Genomic DNA, 15,520 nt, shown 5'->3' on the forward strand with positions numbered 1-15,520 from the left:
CCTCCGCCGACTGATCAACCTCGGACTCACCCGCGCAGGCAGCACCTGGACGATCAGCGCGGCCACCGCATAGACCGAGGGGCCGCCCGGCCTGCGGCCGGACAGCCCCTCAACGAGGTCTTCATGAGTCTTCTAGTCCCATACCACGGACCACACCGTCGCGCCGTGCGGTACCTCCGGAACATCACGGTAGACATCCACTAGCTGCGGGATCACACCGCTGCTCTCGAGCCCCTCGATCCACGCGGCACAGACACTCTGATCCGCCATGACACAGATAGCGACGGCCTCCCCGGCCAGCTCCTCCGTCTCCAACGTCTCCGGGTGCAGTTGTACCCGGACCCAGGCAACGCCCTCGTGTCTCTCGACAGCGCGAAGGCGTTCGGCCAGTGCCGCAAGAGCAGGCCTCCCATAGCCCCACTGGTTCGGCGCAATGCATCCCTCGTTGTCGTTGCCGTCGAAGAACTCGTCCAGGGTGAGCAACGGCATCACGCCATCGTCACCAGCACGGTTGACCACTTGTTCGACTGAGATCACGGTCGAGAGCCCCTCCGATCGCCTCCATGGACCCCGCAGGCGCCGCAGCAGCGAGGCGGAGAGAATCCCGGCCGCCGCAACAGGGATCCTCCGGGACCCCATCGCAATCATCCGCCGTCCGGTCGGCCCGGACGACCGGACGCTCGGGACGCCACCAGGCCGGAACCGCGACTCCACGCCGTTCAAAATCCGCGGTCCGCCACCGCCACCACAACCCATCCGTTCCGGCCACACCGACAGACACAGTATTGGAGGAGATTCCAACCGTGGAAGAGCATAAAACCTTGGGGTTCTGTAAAGTCGCCCTGTGGCAGCGAACGAGACCTCACGAACGGCCCGCCGGGCCGCCGCGACGCGGCAGTCGATCATCGAAGCGGCGGAGGCGATCCTCGTCGCGGGCGGGCCCACGGCCCTGACCCTGGAAGCCGTCGCCGAACGCGCCGACGTGGCCGTGCAGACGGTCTACAACCGGGTGGGCGGAAGATCCGCGGTCCTCGTCGCGGTGGCCGAGTGGGCCTTCCGGGAGAACCGGGAGTACATGGACGCCGCGTACGCCACCCCCGGCACCCCGCGCGAACGCATCCTGCTGGCCGCCGACGCCTACGCGCGTTTCGCCCTGGAACGCCCGCACCACTTCCGACTGCTTGCCGAACCCCCCGCCGACGCCGGGTCACTGAAGAGCATCGCCGACCTCGTTGACGAACAGAACGCCAAACTCACCGCCGCACTGCGCGACGGTATCGCCGACGGCTCCTTCAACCCCGACCTGGACCCCAGAGCCACAGCCTACGCCCTGTGGGCCGCCATGAACGGCATCCTCGCCCTGAGCTGGCGCGCCGACCGCCTCCACGTCGACCCGCAGGACATGGGCCCCGTACTCGACACCATCCTCACCGTGATCACCCGCGGTCTTGACGCCAGGACCTGACCCTGCCCATGCACCAGTCACGTGTTCCGGGGTGCGTACCTTCGCGAAGACTCCGGCGTTGAATGCGAGGTACGGGGACGACTCCATCAGCATCTCGTCGGCCGAGGACTGCCTTTGGAGGGCATCGGACGGCATCAGATGACGGTTCAGTCGTCGACCGCCGTCAAGGTCCTGGTCGTAGTGCGCTCGCCCTCGCGCTGCTCTGCAGACTTTCGTGGACGGGACAGGTCGGCAGGTTGTCGGGGGAGAAGCTGCAGGCGGAGTACGGCGTCCCTCGGGTCTACCGCTTGGTGGCCCCGTCGTCTCGCGTAGCTGCCTTGACTGCCCCAACTCGTAGGCCGATGTTGGAGAGTTCTGGCAGTGTTCCGCACGACGCGCTCTCCTCGCCTTGAACCGCGTCAGTTCCGGTCGGCTCGGCAGCCGCACGGCCTGTGTCGTCCGTGTCGGGCAACACATAGCCCTCGGATTCGTCCCACGGGAGGTCCACGTCGTCCAGGTGCACGTGCCATTCGCCGTCGAGGGCGCGGCGCAGCCGGGTGAGGGAGCCCAGGATGTGGGTGATCACCGGAAGCAACCGGTCGAGATCGAGCGGCAGTTTGCTGGATCCGGCGAGGATCTCATCCGGGGCGCTTCTGTCTGCACCGTAGAGGAACAGTTGTTCTTCGTCCGCATACGGGAACGAGGCTGCATGGGCGGCGACGACGCGCTGGATGGCGGCCGTCTCGACCTCGGTCAGCGGCTCCGCCCGGCTCGCCTGGTAGTAGAGGGAGATACTCATGGCGCGAGCGTACGGTCGGGGTGTGACAGCACGTTCTGGGGACGAGAGGCCGAAGCGGCCGCCGTATGGTCGCCTGGCGCACGCGTCGCGGTAGTGGCGGGTCATGACGACGTCATCCATCGAAGGACGACCAGTCGATGCCCAACTCACCGAACGGCCGCAGCGCACCGCGGTGCCGTGCGCCGATCGTGATCTCGAACATGCCGTCGCCCAGGTCACTGGCGCATGCGATGAGGCCGGGAGCGACGTGGAACGTCGTCGGGTCGGCCGGCCACTGCCACGGCCGGAGCGGCACGGGACGCAACCGGTCGGTGAGGTCCCGCACGAGCGGCTCTGGCACCGGCGTGTACCAGGCTTGGGCTTGGTACGGTGCTCCGGTCATCGCCTCGAACAACGAGAACTGCATCAGGAAGCCACTGAGCGGCTCGCGTTCGGCGCTGTCCTCCGCCGCTGTCAGCCAGACGACCGGGTCGGTCTCGGCCGGGTCCAGCTCCCAGTGGAAGCAGAGTTGGTTCTCCTCGCCGAAGACGACCCGTCGCGGATCCACGCCCGAGCGCAGCTCGGTGGCCGGCAGGATCCGGTTCTGCCTGCCCAGCATCTCGGGCCGCTGGTAGGCGAGCTGGTAGAACTCCCGCAGGGCACGCGGCAGGTCGGCGGGCACCGCACCGGGTACGGCCGGGGCGAGACCCGGCCGCGGGTACCAGCCCGTGGCAAAGTGTCCCAGCGCCCTGACACGATCCTCCCCCAGCCGCGTGAGCCAGTCCAGGCTCGGCGTTTGCGGTGACGGACCGGTCGGCCGCACCTCCTCCAGGACCTCGGGCGCAAGCGGGGGCTCGATCCTCAGGTCGCACTGGAGCAGTTCACCGTCGGCACAGGACGAATAAACCGGCCGGCCCACGCCCAGATAGCGGCAGCCCCCGAAGACACGCACGAAAAGATGTACGGGGAGGGGACCGTCCAACTCCTCCACCAGCCGTGCTCGCACCACGGCCGACGCCGGGCCCATCAGCCGGAACAGCTCACCGCTCCACACCCCGCTCACCCCCAGCTCGTCCACGGCGTCGGAAAGAATCACCGACGCGTCGGCGCCGATCACCACCCGGGCGCCGCCCGCCATCGACGAACGCGCATGGATTCCGGCGAGTGAGCACGCAGCCTCCTCGCCCACTATGTCCAACTGTTCGATCACGTGTGGGTCCTCCGCTGCAACGACTCATCCACTGCCGCGGGCTCCTGCCCCGCCGGACATGGGCCAGAACCCCAAGATTTTCATGAGTCTTCTAGGCCGCGCCCGGTACCTTGCGTGTGAACATGAACTCCTCCAAGGCCGCCACGAGTGCGGGGCGACTCCGCGTCGTCCAGGTGCCGAGCAGGACCCCAGCACCCACCCCGCCGTCCCTACGTCGATCCAGGCACAGGAAGTCCACGACGTAATACCCCTGAGGATCGCCTTCCGGCTCCCAGCGCGTGTCGAAGGACAGTCCCGTACCCGCGTGGTCAGCGCTGATCAGCACGGACCCGTACAGCCAGTCGATGGTGTCGGGCCCGGGGTCCACTTCGTAGAGGCCGTTCCAGCCCATCGTCCAGCCGGCGGGAACGCGCAGCGGCTGTATCTTCCGCCATGCCTCGCCCACCGTCATGAGGCGATATTGCCGCGCGGCGGTACGTCAGAGCCGTCCCTGAACAGGGGCTGCCCGGTGTGCAGCGCCCTCAGCCGGTCGGGGTCGAAACGGGCCCGCCAGGTGGACAGGCTCAGCACGGGGTCTCCTCTGCGGCGCGGTGTCCTCGTCTCCCTAGGATCTGCCGGGCCTCGGCGGCCCGGCCCGGGACGGGCGGCGATGACGGCGAGAACGGTGTCGCGGAGTTCTGGGGTTGGCGAGAGCTCGTGGTCGCGGTCTCCGCAAGCGGCCGGGCCAGTCGGATCCCTTGCGGCGACGGGGGTGGCGCCAGGTTCCTCCACATGGCTGGGGACCAGTCCCGGGTCGACTCTGGGGGCGTCGTCAGTCAACTCCTCGGGCGGGACGTACCGGTTGGCCATCACCGCGTTCAGCTCGTGGACCGGCTTTGCGGACCACGGCGGCGAGCAGGTCCTCGGGCGTGGTCGTGCGCCGAGCCGCGGTGATCGTCGCACAGCTCGCCTCGTCTTCGAGGGGCTTCGAGCGGGAATCACCGCAGGACATCGGCTTGCTGAGGATCGTAGACAATCGCACCCTTGATCTCACTCAGGTAGTCCATGAGCGAGATGATCTGGTCCGTGTACTCGCGGGCATCGTCGTCCCCGAAAACGACCCGGACCCGTCTTGTGGCAGCCGAGAGATCAATCGGTACCGATCCTCCGGTCATTGCGTGCACGAAGCGCGCATCCTCAGCGACAGTCTGGCTCTCTTCGTAAGCGACGCGCGTCAGCCATGCTCCCCATCTGAGGGCGAGCGTAGGGCCCTTGGAGAAGGGAAGCCGCTCCCACTGCAGCGTGAAGCCCGCTTCGTCTTCGAAGAGCTCGCGCAGGTCAGCGGCCAGTGACTCGTTCGACATCTCTGGGGCGTCGGGGCCGAGGAAGGCATGGAGTGCAAAAGTCATTGTCGCTGTTCAATCATCCGAGGGTGCTGGCACCAGGGCCGGCACGAGTTCGATCAGGCGCCGCACCGCTTGTGCGTACTCCGGCACCAGACCGGCCTCCCGTCCTCGGCCAACGCCCTGCTCTCGCCGAGTTCGGATCTTCACGAGAGGGATCCTACTTGTACCTCCCTCAATCATGGAATGCCTTCCAAAGTTGGGCTGACATCCATTACCGTGCACGTGGCTGGAACGTCCTCGGCGAAGAACCGAGCTGAACCAGCCACCCGTACACGAGCACAAGGATCGAAGGAACAGCCGTGCCCCTGCCCGACCGCCTCTCCGCCGAGATCGACGCCTTGTGCCGTCGCGGCGACACCCTGGCCGAAGAGGGGCGGCTCGACGAAGCCAAGGCGCTGTACGTGGAGGCCCTGCGACTGCTGCCGGATGATCCGAGTGACTGGGCGGCGGCGACCTGGATCTACGTGGCGATCGGTGACGTGCATTTTCGGCAGGGCGTCTTCGACAGGGCGTACCGGTGCTTCCACAACGCCGTCCGGTGCCCAGGCGGACTGGGCAACCCCTTCATCCATCTCCGTCTGGGCCAGAACGCCTTGGAACTCGGCGACCACGACCGAGCGGCGGATGAGTTGATGCGGGCCTACATGGGCGGCGGTCCTGACATCTTCGATGAGGACGACCCCAGGTATCTCGCCTTCCTGCGGACCCGCGCCGACCTCGATCATGACCGGAGTTCAGGATGAGCGCCGGGCGGGCCCGGGAGTACCGTCCCGGGGAAACACCCCCCGCACCCGGGAGCGAATCGCTGCTGACCATGCTGCTGCCTGCCGCACGTTCGGCCTTCACCCGCCTCGCGGAGGCGTTCGGCGGCACGGAGTGCTGCGGATACGCGCTGTACTCCGATGCGGCGGCGATGACGGTCTGCTGCGCGGTCAACACCCGGGACCATCTGGCCCGCAGCCAGGCCGCCGATCCGGACGACGCGGAGTACTACCGGTGGAGCCCGGCCGAATGGGCGCACGAGGGGGCGGGCCATGAGTACTTCACCGAGGTGAACCGGCACCTGCTCACACGCTCCATGAGTCTCGGCAGCCTGGATCTGTGCCAGTGGCGCGAGAGTGCGTACGAGGCGTGCGTGGTGACGTTGGAGACACTGTTGGCGGAGAACATCCTTGAGCGGGACGACGACACCGTCGTGGTATTCGCCGTCTCCGACCACACGGACGCGGAACGGGAGGCGGACTGGATCCGCCGTCTCAACCCGCCACACCAGACCCAATGGGTGTTCTGATCGACTACTTCCGCGCACCTGACGCCGCATCCGTTGTCCGAGCGCTCAAACAGACAGATGGCGAGTCCCCACTCGGCACAGAGCACCGTGTCTTCGACGGAGTCGAGGCCAAAGGGGTGGATCCGACCGTTGTCCTGGCGATGCTGATCGCTGCCATTCGGCAGGTTGCGTGGCAGGTGGACCTGGTCGAGGAGGCCACCGTGTGGCCGGCCTCCCCGGTCCCAGGCCCGGAGGACACCGAGGACGAGGCCAGCCCCTGGCTGACGGGACCGTGGGTGTCCGAACTCCGTCCTCCGGTACGGGACACCCTGGCGGCGGTGAGCGACCTCGAAGTGCCGGCCATCACTGCCGCATGGGTACAAGCGGAGGAACTGCACGGAGCGCGCGCCGAGGACATGCAACCGGTAGCCGAGGAACTCATCCAACTCGCCAGGCGGGCTCGCGAAGCCGACGAGCAGCTCTACTGCTGGCAATGTCTGTGAGGAGGTCCGGCTGCCCGTCCGTGCCTGTTTCTGAACTCCCCCTCCGGTGTGGGCCTGTTGGGCTGGCTCTATTCGCGAGCTGGAGGCTCTGGCGCTGATCTTGGGAAGCGGCCGAGGAGGGTGATCAAGCCGGTCGTCGCATGAAGCGGCGTTGTCGGGTTGTGGACCAAGATGCACCCTGCAAGCCCCGGACAGGGCATACCACGATGAGCCCATGAGTGATGAGAGCCGCGGTTTTGCTTGGCGTCGCACGTCCACCTAACCCGCTGATCTTGGTTCGTTTCCCAAGACGGCAGGGCAGCCTAGGCGGAGGCTTCGGGAAGAACATCGGCGCAGTGGTGTCGCGCACCCAGATCCGCCGCACGAGAACTGACCACACGTGATGGACAGGAGATGAGGGGCGATGACGAGTTCAACGGCGATGCTGCAGGGCGGCCCGACCCGGAACGGGGTCTACCCCGAGGGGACAGTCCCCCAGGATTTCCGGCCCTGGCAGTTCCGGGCCGGAAGACACAAGGACCTTCAGCCTCCGACCGTCTGTGACGGCACGGTGTACGTCTGCTCCCAGGACGGCGTCTGCTACGCACTGTCCGCTGCGACGGGAACCGTGCGCTGGAGCACCGCGATCGGAGAGCGTATGGGCTACACCCCCTCTCCCGTGGTCTGTGACGGCATTGTCTGTGTCACCGACCAAATAGGGAGGCTGTACGCGCTCGGTGCCGAGGACGGTCGGGAGCGCTGGCGCTACCGCTGTGACGGTCGGGTACGACTCGTGGCTGACAACGGTGTGGTGTACGGGGTGGACTCCGCCTGGTTGTACAACCGCGGCGCCAACCCTTCGAAGTTGTTCGCGTTGGACCTCGGCAGCGGTGAACTTCTCTGGAGAACCGACGTCTTCGACCGTTCCCGGACCCATCCTGCCCTCGCCGACGGACGGATCTTCCTCACCAGTGATGTCGGCGACCTGACCGCATTCGACGCCGCCACGGGCGACCGCCTGTGGCGGGTAGAGTGCGACAGCGGTTTCGTGAATGCGTCCAATACCCCATGCGTCGGGGACGGAGTCGTCTACGCCGCCGTCCAGTCGGAGCTGTTCGCGCATGCCGCGGAAGACGGCGAGGTCCTGTGGGCCCAGGCATACGAGGGACTCATTCTGGAAAGTGCCTCGGTTCTGGGCGACACTGTGTACTTCAGCACGAGAAAGCCACAGTACTCCCGGACGCGCAGGTGTGCCTCCTACGCCGTCGACGCCGCCAGCGGCGAAATCTGCTGGCAGTCGGCCAACCCCAATGGCGCCTCGGCTGTCGCCCTCAGCGGCACCTCGGGCTGGCTTATCTCCGGCCGGGACATGAATTACCTGTATGCCATCGATCTAGCCACCGGCATCCGGCGTTGGAAGCGATACCTGGGCTCCCTGGGCGGCAGTGTCCCCGTCCTTTGGAACGGCATCGCCTTTATCCAGACCCACGTGGACAGGCTGAAAGCCATCGACGCGCGGACCGGACAGATGCCGTCCCGTTTCGCACCCTTTTCTCATATCTTGGGTGGTCGGTGACTGGGGCCGTGAGTTGGCGGTGGGACAGTGGTCTTCCCGGGGGCGGGTCAGGGGCAAGCAGAGCACGCTGTCCTTGGAACCGGTCAGTCACGGACCAGTTCGCGGGGTGCCCAGCAGGATGCTTTCAACGGCATGCCCGTGCCCGCACACCGCGTCCGCCACTGCCGGTGCGACATGGCCGAAGGGCACGAGGCCACAACCGAGCTGAGCCGCGGACCCGACCGCCGGCCGACCGCCGGCCGACCGCCGTCAACGACGCGGCAGCCATAGCGAGTGGCATGTCGAGTGCACGCACGCCTGGCAGAATGCCTTCCACCGCCTTGCCCGCTGCTACGAGCGGCGCACCACCGTCATCGATGCCTTCTTCGACCTCGCAGACGCAATTATCACTGTCCGTAGCCTGATCCGATGAGCCTGGACCACCCACCGCTGGGACGACCGCCCGAAACGCCGCCCAGGAGTGCCCGCCTATCCGCGCGGGCTCGGCAATGTGTATCCCGGCAGCCGTATCTGGCGTGAATACACGGGTGGAGTGCCTTCTGTGGGGGCGGGCTCCTCGTAACACTCGAGAAGCAGGTCGCCACACAGGTCGCCCAGCTCGTTCGGCGCTTCCTCCAGCAAGGCGTGGGCCCATGCCTCGAGGGACGCGTTCTTCAGCGCATCGTTCGGAACCTGGTGGACCGGCTTGGGGCCCATCACCTCCCACCCCGACGAACCGTCTGCACGGAACAGCAGCCGCCACCAATACGGCTGCCAGTAGGGCTTCTTCAACGAGGACCAACTCCCCAGTACCGTTGCGGACGGTGGCTGCTTGGTCGTGGTGGCCGCCATGCCTGGTGACGCTTCCATCGACCTGGGGGTGCGGGCTGGTGGTTCAGCCCGCCGTGACGGCGTGGCGCAACGCCTGTACTGCTTCACCAGCTGATGCGAGGTGAGGGATTGCGGCGGTCGAGAGTAGGTGTGTGCGTTCGCCCGGGGGGTTCGGCATCGTCGCCTTGTCGTCCGCTTCGGCGGGTGCGGGCCCGCACGCCGCTGGGCCCGCCATCTTGCTGCCGCCGGTGACACATGCTGTCCGGTGCCAGACGGTCACGGCCACCGTATCAGTGCCGTATGGCACGGCGGCATCGGTGCGGGCAGGCCCAGCGTGGTCTGTGAGGTCAGCGGGGGGACAAACAGGCGAGTTCCCCGCCGAATCCGACCAACAATTCTCCGCCCGGCGCCACCGCCACCACCAGGACAAGCTCCGGGAAGGGCAGGGTCGCGACCTGTTCGCCGGTAATCAGGTCCCACATTCGCACCGTCTCAACCCAGCTGCCGGTGACGGCGACGGCGACGGGGCGGCCGTCCACCACAGCCGCCGCCACCGCCTCCACCTCGCGGGTGTGGCCGGTCAGGGGTTCGCCGATCGGCTGGCCGGTGGTCAGGTCCCAGACCCGCACCGTGTGATCGTGGCTGCCGGTGACGGCGACGGGGTGGCCGTCCACCACAGCCGTCGCCACCGCCCACACCCCCCGGGTATGACTGGTCAGGGTGTGTCTGAGCTGCGGGGTGACCATGCCGCCCGTGGCCCAGTCCACCCCCCAACGTGCCGCCGGCTCGCCCTCCACCGGCACAGCCGTGATCCGCGCCGCCAGCCCGCGGTCCCCGTACCGGGCCGCGTCCAACGCCAGCAGCTGCCGCCGCACGCCAGCCTCCGCATCCCGGTGCAGATGCGCCGATGCCCGGTACACCGCCGCCGCCAGCTCCTCCTCCCGGCCCGCCGCCCCGTCCAGCGCGGACAGGACCCGTCCCGGGACGGTGTTCATGCGGCGGTGAACTGAAGAGCTGTGGACGACGGTGACGCCGCAGGTCGGTCGGTGCGCATGCGGGCGGCGCTCTCAGCTGAGTGCGGGGCCGATGGGGGCGCCGCTGGAGGCGCGGGTGACGAGTTGGGGGCTCAGGTGCTGGGAGGTGGCGGGTTCACCGGCGATGCGGTGCAGGAGTTGGCGTACGGCGGTGCGGCCGAGTTCGGCCATGGGTGAGTGGACGCTGGTCAGCGGTATGGGGAGTTCGGCGGCGAGGGGGGTGTCGTTGAGGCCGACCAGGGCGAAGTCACTGCCCGGGCGTAGGCCCAGGTCGCGGGCGGCGCCCATGGCGCCGAGGGCGGCGAGGTCGTTGACCGCGAAGAGCGCGGTGGGCCTGTCGGGGAGGGTGAGCAGGTCCATTGCGGCCTGGCGTCCGCCGGTGATGTCGAAGAGCGGGTTGGCTGACAGCGGTCAGTTCCGGCCAGGTGACCATCTTGCGCTGCCCGGCGGTGAGGACGAGACCATCAAGCGGCCAAGTGACCGAAGGGTCTCTCCGCATGGGTCCGCGCACCTGACCGCTGCACTCACGGCGGTCGAGCGCTGGCTGCGTCGCACGTACCAACTGGTTCCGGCCGACCGGGAGTCAGAGGCGCTAGACCTGGAAATCAGCATCAACCGCTTCCTGGATGAAGCCTCCTGAATCTGACCAGTGGCTCGGCAAGTAGGCACCAGCACCTCCTCGGGCGTGCCCTCCGTCACGCCCTCGGTACCTGATCCCCTACTCGAACATTGCGACCCAGGGCTTCCGTGAGCTTCAGGAGGGTCACTGGGGCTCCCTCGATGTCGCGCAGGGCCAGAAGGGCCCGCAGGCGGAGAACATCGTCCCCGCCTGATCGCCAGAGGCGTATCTGCTCACCGGGGTCCGCACCGTCATGGTGCGGACCCCCGTGACCTCTGGCGGGTCGGCGAGCTACTGCTTTCGTTCGCGCAGCATGCGCAGGGTGTGTGGCGCGTTCGCGTGATCCTGGAAGCGCGCTCGGAGGCGTACAGCTCGTAGAAGACTCGGGTGTATGCGCCCTGAGATCAGCCGAGACCACGATGGGCGGCCCACAACGCCCCGGCACGGCTGGCAGCGTCGGAGACCAGGGCCGCGAGTTCGGGTTTATCGGGGACAGGGAACGAGACGTATGCGCCCCGACCGCCACCGACTGGTCTGCCATAGGCCTTCACGGCGAGGTGACCGTCCGGGAGAAGCCGGACGTTGAGTGTGGTCAGCGTGAACGCTTCACCGCGTCGAGTATCCGTCCAGCGGAGCGCCTGCGGGATCGTGACATTGATCGCCAGAGCACTTACTTCCAGGTCGCTGCTCATGGACGGATGATCTCACGCGAGTTGCCGCAGGACTCAGTGTGCGGAAGGCTACCGCTCGCTGCGGCCCCTCAGCCCCGGATCAGCCCCGGATCGCGGCCTGGTACGCCGCCAGTGCCGCGGCGTCGTCGATGCTGCCGTGGTGGTGGAACTGGCTCCAACGGCCGTTCTCGTAGCGGAAGTAGCGGCTGGTGCGGATCGACAGCGGTACGGCCTCGCCACCGTTCACCGCGTACTCTCCCCTCTCGCGTCCGGCGAACACGGCGTGGGTGTCGTCGGCGTACTCGACCACGTCGCCGAAGGTGACAGTGACCCGGGCGGGGCCGTGGAAGACCTGGGCGTACAGCGCGGTGATCGCGTCGCCGCCGCGCAGGATGCCGCCGAGCGGGTTGTTGAGCTGCGCCAGCGGATCCTTGGTCCACACCTGGGAGAAGACGTCGAGATCACGGTTGTTGAAGGAGAAGTAGAACGTCTCCAGCGCGGCCAGCGCGCCGTCGATGCCGGGAGAGACCGCTTCGTCGATCCGGTTGCGGGAACCGGGGCCGAAGGAGATGTCGAGCTGCCGTGCCATGAAAACCCCTAAAGTGTTCGATGGAGGTCGACCACATGAGTGTACGACAATCATCGAACAGTGCGCGGGCTCGTGGCCTGACTCACACGCATCCGCGCGACGTGCCCTTGCAGGACGCGCTGACCGCGGTCGCGGATCCCGTACGGCGCGCGATCGTACGGGAGTTGGCCGGGCTGCCGGACTGGACGAAGGCGTGCGGCACCTTCGACCTGCCGGTCACCAAGGCCACCCGGAGCCACCACTTCGCGGTGTTGCGCGCCGCCGGGGTCATCGAGCAACGCGACGAGGGCCCGCGCCGCCTCAACCGCCTGCGTCGCCCGGAGTTCGACGCGGCGTTCCCCGGCCTGCTCGACCTGGTGATCGCCGAGCGGCTCGAAGAGGGGAGTCCGCGGGACTGATGCTTGGCGCGCCTTCGGTGTGACCCTGGCCGAAGGCGCCACGCCTGCTTGCGCAGCCCGCTCACCGTCAACCGGCCCATGCGGCCCCGCAGTTCGGAGCGATGCGACCGTCCGCCAGTCACCGACCCACCGGTCGCCACCGCCTCGGCCGCTCCGGGGAGCGCCTCGCTCATCCGGCCACCGCGGTTCTCGCCTCCTTCGACCTGAAGAAGCACTCGGGTGCGTGTCTCTGACGGCGAGCCGTCAGACGATGTCGAGCACATCCGCCACGGGCCGGCGCGGAGTCGTGGGGCCCTCGGGGCCGTATCCGAGACGGATCACCATCTGTACGTGCCCCATGGCCGACACCGGGTCACGCACCGCCCACCGGAGTTCGGGCCATTCGAGGGGCTGGGAGGCCAGGGACGCGACGAGGCCGTCCAAGGTGGCCTGGAGCAGAACACGCTCCAGCGCCTGGCCGGCCCGCAGCCAGTCCAGGGGCCGGTCACTCTCCGTACCCAGCAGGGCGATGTGGGGCCGTTTCTCGAAGGATGCCCAGCCGCGACCGGGTATCGTCCGACCGACGGCGAAGTCGCGTACGGGGGAGCTGGCTCCCCACTGGACGGGTCCGAAGGCTTCGACGGGGATCCCGTCCGAAGCCTTCGCCTCGCCGACGAGATCCGTACGGGCCCAGCGGATTGTCTCGCCGCGTAGACCGGGGTCTTGCGCCTCCTGGCCTTCGGCGTCGTGCACCAGGTCCAGTACCGACTGCACATGCCAGGCATCAGGGAACACCAACCGGGCACCTTCGAGGTCGGCCGCTGCGCACAGCCCGTCTGTCAGGTCGGTCGGTATGTCGTCCTCACGGAACGGAGCCCGGCTGGTATGACGTCGGTGGATTGCCGGGTAGAGAAGAGCGAGAGCGTCGTCGAGGTGTGGGGTGCGGGTGAACTCCACTCTGGCGAGCAGTTCGGGATCGGCCATGTCAGGCAGAAGCCGGGTGGCGGGCTGCCAGCCCGCTGCTGTCGCTGCCACCCTCAGGTTGAACAGTGCGGCGCCACAACCCAGATGCAGGCCGCGCCCGTCAGGGTCGCTCTTCGGGAGCGTGCGTTCGGGGTCGGCGTACAGCTGCAGGATGCCGTCGTCCCGCAAGAAGCGGAACTTCCAGGGCTGTGCGTTGAGCAGTGACGGGGCCGCCGTGGCGTCCTCGACGAACGCGGTGACGGTGGACGCGTCCAGGGGTGGTGCGGTCACCGGTACCTCCCTTCGTGCCGGCCGGTCGCTGCCTTGTCGTGGTCGGCTCGAGCGCTCTCGTACGCCGTCCCCTTCATGCCGCTGATGAGGCGAACGGTCACGCTCTCAGACTGGGAGGCGCGCGGCGCGCAATGACAGGGGCCGCTCGTACCTCACCGGGGGCCGAATGGACCCTCGTCGGGGCGGGCGCCGTCATCGAAAGCCCGGGTCGGTCGTCGCGGGCGTGTACCAGGTGGACACGCACTCGGCTGCCGACTGCGATACAGCTTGGGGCCTAATGGCCCCCACAAAGGAAGGATCGCCCCTCGCTCCGTCCGCTGACGAGCGTGATGGTGGCAGTGGGACCTGCTGCGGGTACCCGCAGTGACGAAAGGCGGTAGGGATCATGGAACTGCCCCTGCTCGTAGGCGTCGACGGATCTGAATCCAGCCTTCAGGCGGTGGATTGGGCGACTGACGAGGCGGCACGCCACGGACTGCCGCTGCGGCTGGTACACGCGTCTTTGTGGGAGCGTTACGAGCACTTCGCGCCCTCGGGCGCCCTGCAGCGCCCCTCGCATCAGACGATGGAGGAGTACATCATCGGAACCGCTGCGGAACGTGTTCGGCGCCGCAACCCGGAGGTGAAGGTCACTGCGGATGTTCTGGCCGACGACCCGGTGCACGCGCTGCTGCATGAGGGCCACAACGCCACGGCCGTGGTGACGGGATCCCGCGGCCGTGGCGAGCTGAAAGGGATGCTCCTGGGCTCGGTCAGCCTTGCCGTGGCGGGCCGCGCCTCCGGGCCGGTGATCGTGGTCCGCGGGGACAAGGCGGGACTGGAGAGCACACACGAGCGCATCATGCTCGGCGCAGGCGAACCCGGCACGAGTGGCATGGCAGCCCGTTTCGCCCTGCGTGAGGCCGAGACGCGACGCTGCCCTCTGGACGTCGTCCGTGTCTGGCGCCGACCCGCACACCAGCCCCTGGAGCACCCTTTGCTGGCCGGAGATCCGGCGCTCTATTACGAGGAGCGGGCGTCCACACTGATCGATGCTCTGCTACAGGACGCCATGGTTGACCATCCGGCCGTCCGGGTGAACCGCTCCACGGTCGAGGGAGTGGCCGACAAGGTTCTGCTGCAGCGTTCGGCCTCTGCGGACCTCCTGATCATCGGTGTGCGCGTGCGGCGCACTCATGACCACGGAGAACTCCAACTGGGGCGGGCGGCACACACGTTGCTGCATCATGCCAAGTGCCCGGTGGTAGTCGTACCGGAACTGCCAGGCATGACGGAGCCCATTTGATCCGTAACTGTCGGCTCAGCCTCATGTTCCGGTGGGAGGAGGCCTGGTGTCGTCGGTCTGGTAGGTGATGTGCTCGGAGACCGAGACCACGCCGTCCACGCTCCGGCACAGCCGCTCGATGACGGGGATCAGGCTTCTGAACTCGACGGATCCGCCGAGGGTGGCCTGCCCTTCACGCACCTCGACCGTCACCTCCGAGGGCGTCAGGCCCATCGTGCGGTGCAACAGATCTTCGGTGATCTCTTCGCGGATGGCATCGTCACGGCGCAGAAAGATCCGCAGCAGGTCGGCGCGGCTGACGATGCCCTGCAGTCTGTCCGCCTCGTCCACCACAGGCAGTCGCTTGACGTGGTGGACCTCCATCAGGCGGGCCGCCTCGACCACGTTCCACTCCGGACGCGCGCACACCGCGGGAGCCGACATCAGTTCCTCGGCTCTGGCTCCCTCGGCCTTGGCCCGCTCCCACGCCTCCAGATGCGGAATCGGTGTCCGGCCGGACGGGTCGGTCTGGTCCGTGCACTTGCGCAGCAGGTCGGCTTCGGACACCACGCCCATGGGACGGTCCAGTTCGTCCACCACGGGTACGGCAGTGACATCGTTCTCCGCCAGTAGCCTGGCGATCTCCTTGAACGGCATGTCACGCCGCGCCCGCACGACGTCTCGGGTCATGAGCTCTTCGACGGTTCTGTGGTGCACGTCCGCGCTCCCTTCCGGTCGTGACAGCCGGTAGTGGTCA

At 67.7% G+C, this 15,520-nt stretch carries 21 protein-coding genes and 2 pseudogenes; 10 read left to right on the top strand and 13 right to left on the bottom strand.

The features are described 5' to 3' along the window. Nucleotides 1-132: 132 nt before the first annotated feature. A complete protein-coding gene (locus ACWDEX_RS31165; protein ID WP_450467814.1) occupies nt 133-489 on the bottom strand; it encodes a hypothetical protein in 357 nt (118 codons plus the stop codon). Between the two features lie 355 nt (nt 490-844). On the opposite strand from ACWDEX_RS31165, the gene ACWDEX_RS31170 reads away from it, so the two are divergent. Further along, nucleotides 845-1,465, top strand: coding sequence for a TetR/AcrR family transcriptional regulator (locus tag ACWDEX_RS31170; RefSeq protein ID WP_450467815.1), 621 nt, complete (start codon nt 845-847; stop codon nt 1,463-1,465). Between the two features lie 280 nt (nt 1,466-1,745). Here the strand turns inward: ACWDEX_RS31170 and ACWDEX_RS31175 are convergent, their stop codons facing one another. The 5 genes from ACWDEX_RS31175 to ACWDEX_RS31195 all read right to left on the bottom strand — a co-directional run bounded on the left by ACWDEX_RS31175 (nt 1,746) and on the right by ACWDEX_RS31195 (nt 4,820). Further along, nucleotides 1,746-2,243, bottom strand: coding sequence for a hypothetical protein (locus ACWDEX_RS31175; RefSeq protein ID WP_450467816.1), 498 nt, complete (start codon nt 2,241-2,243; stop codon nt 1,746-1,748). A 112-nt stretch (nt 2,244-2,355) separates the two neighbouring features. After that, nucleotides 2,356-3,432: a hypothetical protein gene (locus ACWDEX_RS31180; RefSeq protein ID WP_450467817.1), complete on the bottom strand. Its 1,077-nt coding sequence runs from the start codon at nt 3,430-3,432 to the stop codon at nt 2,356-2,358. A gap of 91 nt (nt 3,433-3,523) precedes the next feature. Then, nucleotides 3,524-3,883: a hypothetical protein gene (locus ACWDEX_RS31185; RefSeq protein ID WP_450467818.1), complete on the bottom strand. Its 360-nt coding sequence runs from the start codon at nt 3,881-3,883 to the stop codon at nt 3,524-3,526. Further along, nucleotides 3,880-4,002: a hypothetical protein gene (locus tag ACWDEX_RS31190; protein ID WP_450467819.1), complete on the bottom strand. Its 123-nt coding sequence runs from the start codon at nt 4,000-4,002 to the stop codon at nt 3,880-3,882. Before ACWDEX_RS31190 ends, ACWDEX_RS31185 begins: the two co-directional genes overlap by 4 nt. Before the next feature lie 407 nt (nt 4,003-4,409). Further along, the gene (locus ACWDEX_RS31195; protein WP_450467820.1) at nt 4,410-4,820 is read right to left on the bottom strand and encodes a hypothetical protein; all 411 of its coding nucleotides are present in this window, start codon (nt 4,818-4,820) and stop codon (nt 4,410-4,412) included. Between the two features lie 296 nt (nt 4,821-5,116). Here ACWDEX_RS31195 and ACWDEX_RS31200 point away from each other — a divergent pair, with 296 nt between their 5' ends. The 5 genes and pseudogenes from ACWDEX_RS31200 to ACWDEX_RS31220 form a co-directional block, all read left to right on the top strand. Then, nucleotides 5,117-5,560, top strand: a complete 444-nt coding sequence (locus tag ACWDEX_RS31200; protein ID WP_450467821.1) for a tetratricopeptide repeat protein — start codon at nt 5,117-5,119, stop codon at nt 5,558-5,560. Further along, nucleotides 5,557-6,108: a DUF4303 domain-containing protein gene (locus tag ACWDEX_RS31205; RefSeq protein ID WP_450467822.1), complete on the top strand. Its 552-nt coding sequence runs from the start codon at nt 5,557-5,559 to the stop codon at nt 6,106-6,108. The genes ACWDEX_RS31200 and ACWDEX_RS31205 overlap by 4 nt, the downstream gene beginning before the upstream one ends. Then, nucleotides 6,096-6,590, top strand: coding sequence for a hypothetical protein (locus tag ACWDEX_RS31210; RefSeq protein WP_450467823.1), 495 nt, complete (start codon nt 6,096-6,098; stop codon nt 6,588-6,590). The genes ACWDEX_RS31205 and ACWDEX_RS31210 overlap by 13 nt, the downstream gene beginning before the upstream one ends. Before the next feature lie 421 nt (nt 6,591-7,011). Beyond that, nucleotides 7,012-8,145: an outer membrane protein assembly factor BamB family protein gene (locus tag ACWDEX_RS31215; protein WP_450467824.1), complete on the top strand. Its 1,134-nt coding sequence runs from the start codon at nt 7,012-7,014 to the stop codon at nt 8,143-8,145. Between the two features lie 274 nt (nt 8,146-8,419). Further along, nucleotides 8,420-8,557, top strand: a pseudogene (locus tag ACWDEX_RS31220) (IS5/IS1182 family transposase); the annotation flags it as partial. A gap of 56 nt (nt 8,558-8,613) precedes the next feature. On the opposite strand, the gene ACWDEX_RS31225 reads toward ACWDEX_RS31220, so the two are convergent. The 3 genes from ACWDEX_RS31225 to ACWDEX_RS31235 form a co-directional block, all read right to left on the bottom strand. Then, nucleotides 8,614-8,976, bottom strand: coding sequence for a hypothetical protein (locus ACWDEX_RS31225; RefSeq protein WP_450467825.1), 363 nt, complete (start codon nt 8,974-8,976; stop codon nt 8,614-8,616). Between the two features lie 326 nt (nt 8,977-9,302). After that, nucleotides 9,303-9,950 (bottom strand): hypothetical protein, encoded by a 648-nt coding sequence (locus ACWDEX_RS31230; protein WP_450467826.1) that lies wholly within the window; start codon nt 9,948-9,950, stop codon nt 9,303-9,305. A 72-nt stretch (nt 9,951-10,022) separates the two neighbouring features. Beyond that, nucleotides 10,023-10,349: a substrate-binding domain-containing protein gene (locus ACWDEX_RS31235; protein ID WP_450467827.1), complete on the bottom strand. Its 327-nt coding sequence runs from the start codon at nt 10,347-10,349 to the stop codon at nt 10,023-10,025. A 19-nt stretch (nt 10,350-10,368) separates the two neighbouring features. On the opposite strand from ACWDEX_RS31235, the gene ACWDEX_RS31240 reads away from it, so the two are divergent. Beyond that, the gene (locus ACWDEX_RS31240) at nt 10,369-10,629 is read left to right on the top strand and encodes a hypothetical protein (RefSeq protein ID WP_450467828.1); all 261 of its coding nucleotides are present in this window, start codon (nt 10,369-10,371) and stop codon (nt 10,627-10,629) included. A 76-nt stretch (nt 10,630-10,705) separates the two neighbouring features. Beyond that, nucleotides 10,706-10,822, top strand: a pseudogene (locus ACWDEX_RS31245) (cold shock domain-containing protein); the annotation flags it as partial. Nucleotides 10,823-11,012: 190 nt separating this feature from the next. Here ACWDEX_RS31245 and ACWDEX_RS31250 read toward each other — a convergent pair. Next, on the bottom strand, nt 11,013-11,300 hold the full coding sequence (locus tag ACWDEX_RS31250; protein WP_382557521.1) for a hypothetical protein: 288 nt from the start codon (nt 11,298-11,300) through the stop codon (nt 11,013-11,015). Between the two features lie 79 nt (nt 11,301-11,379). Beyond that, on the bottom strand, nt 11,380-11,868 hold the full coding sequence (locus ACWDEX_RS31255; RefSeq protein WP_450467829.1) for a YybH family protein: 489 nt from the start codon (nt 11,866-11,868) through the stop codon (nt 11,380-11,382). 35 nt (nt 11,869-11,903) lie between these two features. Between ACWDEX_RS31255 and ACWDEX_RS31260 the strand changes: the two genes are divergently transcribed. After that, entirely contained in the window at nt 11,904-12,266 is a 363-nt protein-coding gene (locus ACWDEX_RS31260; protein WP_450467830.1) for an ArsR/SmtB family transcription factor, read from the top strand. A 243-nt stretch (nt 12,267-12,509) separates the two neighbouring features. Here the strand turns inward: ACWDEX_RS31260 and ACWDEX_RS31265 are convergent, their stop codons facing one another. Further along, nucleotides 12,510-13,499, bottom strand: a complete 990-nt coding sequence (locus ACWDEX_RS31265; RefSeq protein ID WP_450467831.1) for an Acg family FMN-binding oxidoreductase — start codon at nt 13,497-13,499, stop codon at nt 12,510-12,512. A gap of 385 nt (nt 13,500-13,884) precedes the next feature. On the opposite strand from ACWDEX_RS31265, the gene ACWDEX_RS31270 reads away from it, so the two are divergent. Then, nucleotides 13,885-14,784: a universal stress protein gene (locus ACWDEX_RS31270; protein WP_450467832.1), complete on the top strand. Its 900-nt coding sequence runs from the start codon at nt 13,885-13,887 to the stop codon at nt 14,782-14,784. 21 nt (nt 14,785-14,805) lie between these two features. On the opposite strand, the gene ACWDEX_RS31275 is transcribed toward ACWDEX_RS31270, so the two are convergent. Further along, a complete protein-coding gene (locus ACWDEX_RS31275) occupies nt 14,806-15,480 on the bottom strand; it encodes a CBS domain-containing protein (RefSeq protein WP_450467833.1) in 675 nt (224 codons plus the stop codon). Nucleotides 15,481-15,520 lie beyond the last annotated feature (40 nt).

This window comes from Streptomyces sp. NPDC001020 (assembly GCF_053599115.1).

Excerpts from the sequence above, each read along its gene's own strand:
- ACWDEX_RS31225 (WP_450467825.1), bottom strand. The coding sequence starts at position 8,976 with ATGGCGGCCACCACGACCAAGCAGCCACCGTCCGCAACGGTACTGGGG.
- ACWDEX_RS31215 (WP_450467824.1), top strand. The coding sequence starts at position 7,012 with ATGCTGCAGGGCGGCCCGACCCGGAACGGGGTCTACCCCGAGGGGACA.
- ACWDEX_RS31175 (WP_450467816.1), bottom strand. The coding sequence starts at position 2,243 with ATGAGTATCTCCCTCTACTACCAGGCGAGCCGGGCGGAGCCGCTGACC.
- ACWDEX_RS31250 (WP_382557521.1), bottom strand. The coding sequence starts at position 11,300 with ATGAGCAGCGACCTGGAAGTAAGTGCTCTGGCGATCAATGTCACGATC.
- ACWDEX_RS31185 (WP_450467818.1), bottom strand. The coding sequence starts at position 3,883 with ATGACGGTGGGCGAGGCATGGCGGAAGATACAGCCGCTGCGCGTTCCC.
- ACWDEX_RS31255 (WP_450467829.1), bottom strand. The coding sequence starts at position 11,868 with ATGGCACGGCAGCTCGACATCTCCTTCGGCCCCGGTTCCCGCAACCGG.
- ACWDEX_RS31260 (WP_450467830.1), top strand. The coding sequence starts at position 11,904 with ATGAGTGTACGACAATCATCGAACAGTGCGCGGGCTCGTGGCCTGACT.
- ACWDEX_RS31230 (WP_450467826.1), bottom strand. The coding sequence starts at position 9,950 with ATGAACACCGTCCCGGGACGGGTCCTGTCCGCGCTGGACGGGGCGGCG.
- ACWDEX_RS31195 (WP_450467820.1), bottom strand. The coding sequence starts at position 4,820 with ATGACTTTTGCACTCCATGCCTTCCTCGGCCCCGACGCCCCAGAGATG.
- ACWDEX_RS31205 (WP_450467822.1), top strand. The coding sequence starts at position 5,557 with ATGAGCGCCGGGCGGGCCCGGGAGTACCGTCCCGGGGAAACACCCCCC.
- ACWDEX_RS31270 (WP_450467832.1), top strand. The coding sequence starts at position 13,885 with ATGGAACTGCCCCTGCTCGTAGGCGTCGACGGATCTGAATCCAGCCTT.
- ACWDEX_RS31235 (WP_450467827.1), bottom strand. The coding sequence starts at position 10,349 with ATGGACCTGCTCACCCTCCCCGACAGGCCCACCGCGCTCTTCGCGGTC.
- ACWDEX_RS31165 (WP_450467814.1), bottom strand. The coding sequence starts at position 489 with ATGCCGTTGCTCACCCTGGACGAGTTCTTCGACGGCAACGACAACGAG.
- ACWDEX_RS31210 (WP_450467823.1), top strand. The coding sequence starts at position 6,096 with ATGGGTGTTCTGATCGACTACTTCCGCGCACCTGACGCCGCATCCGTT.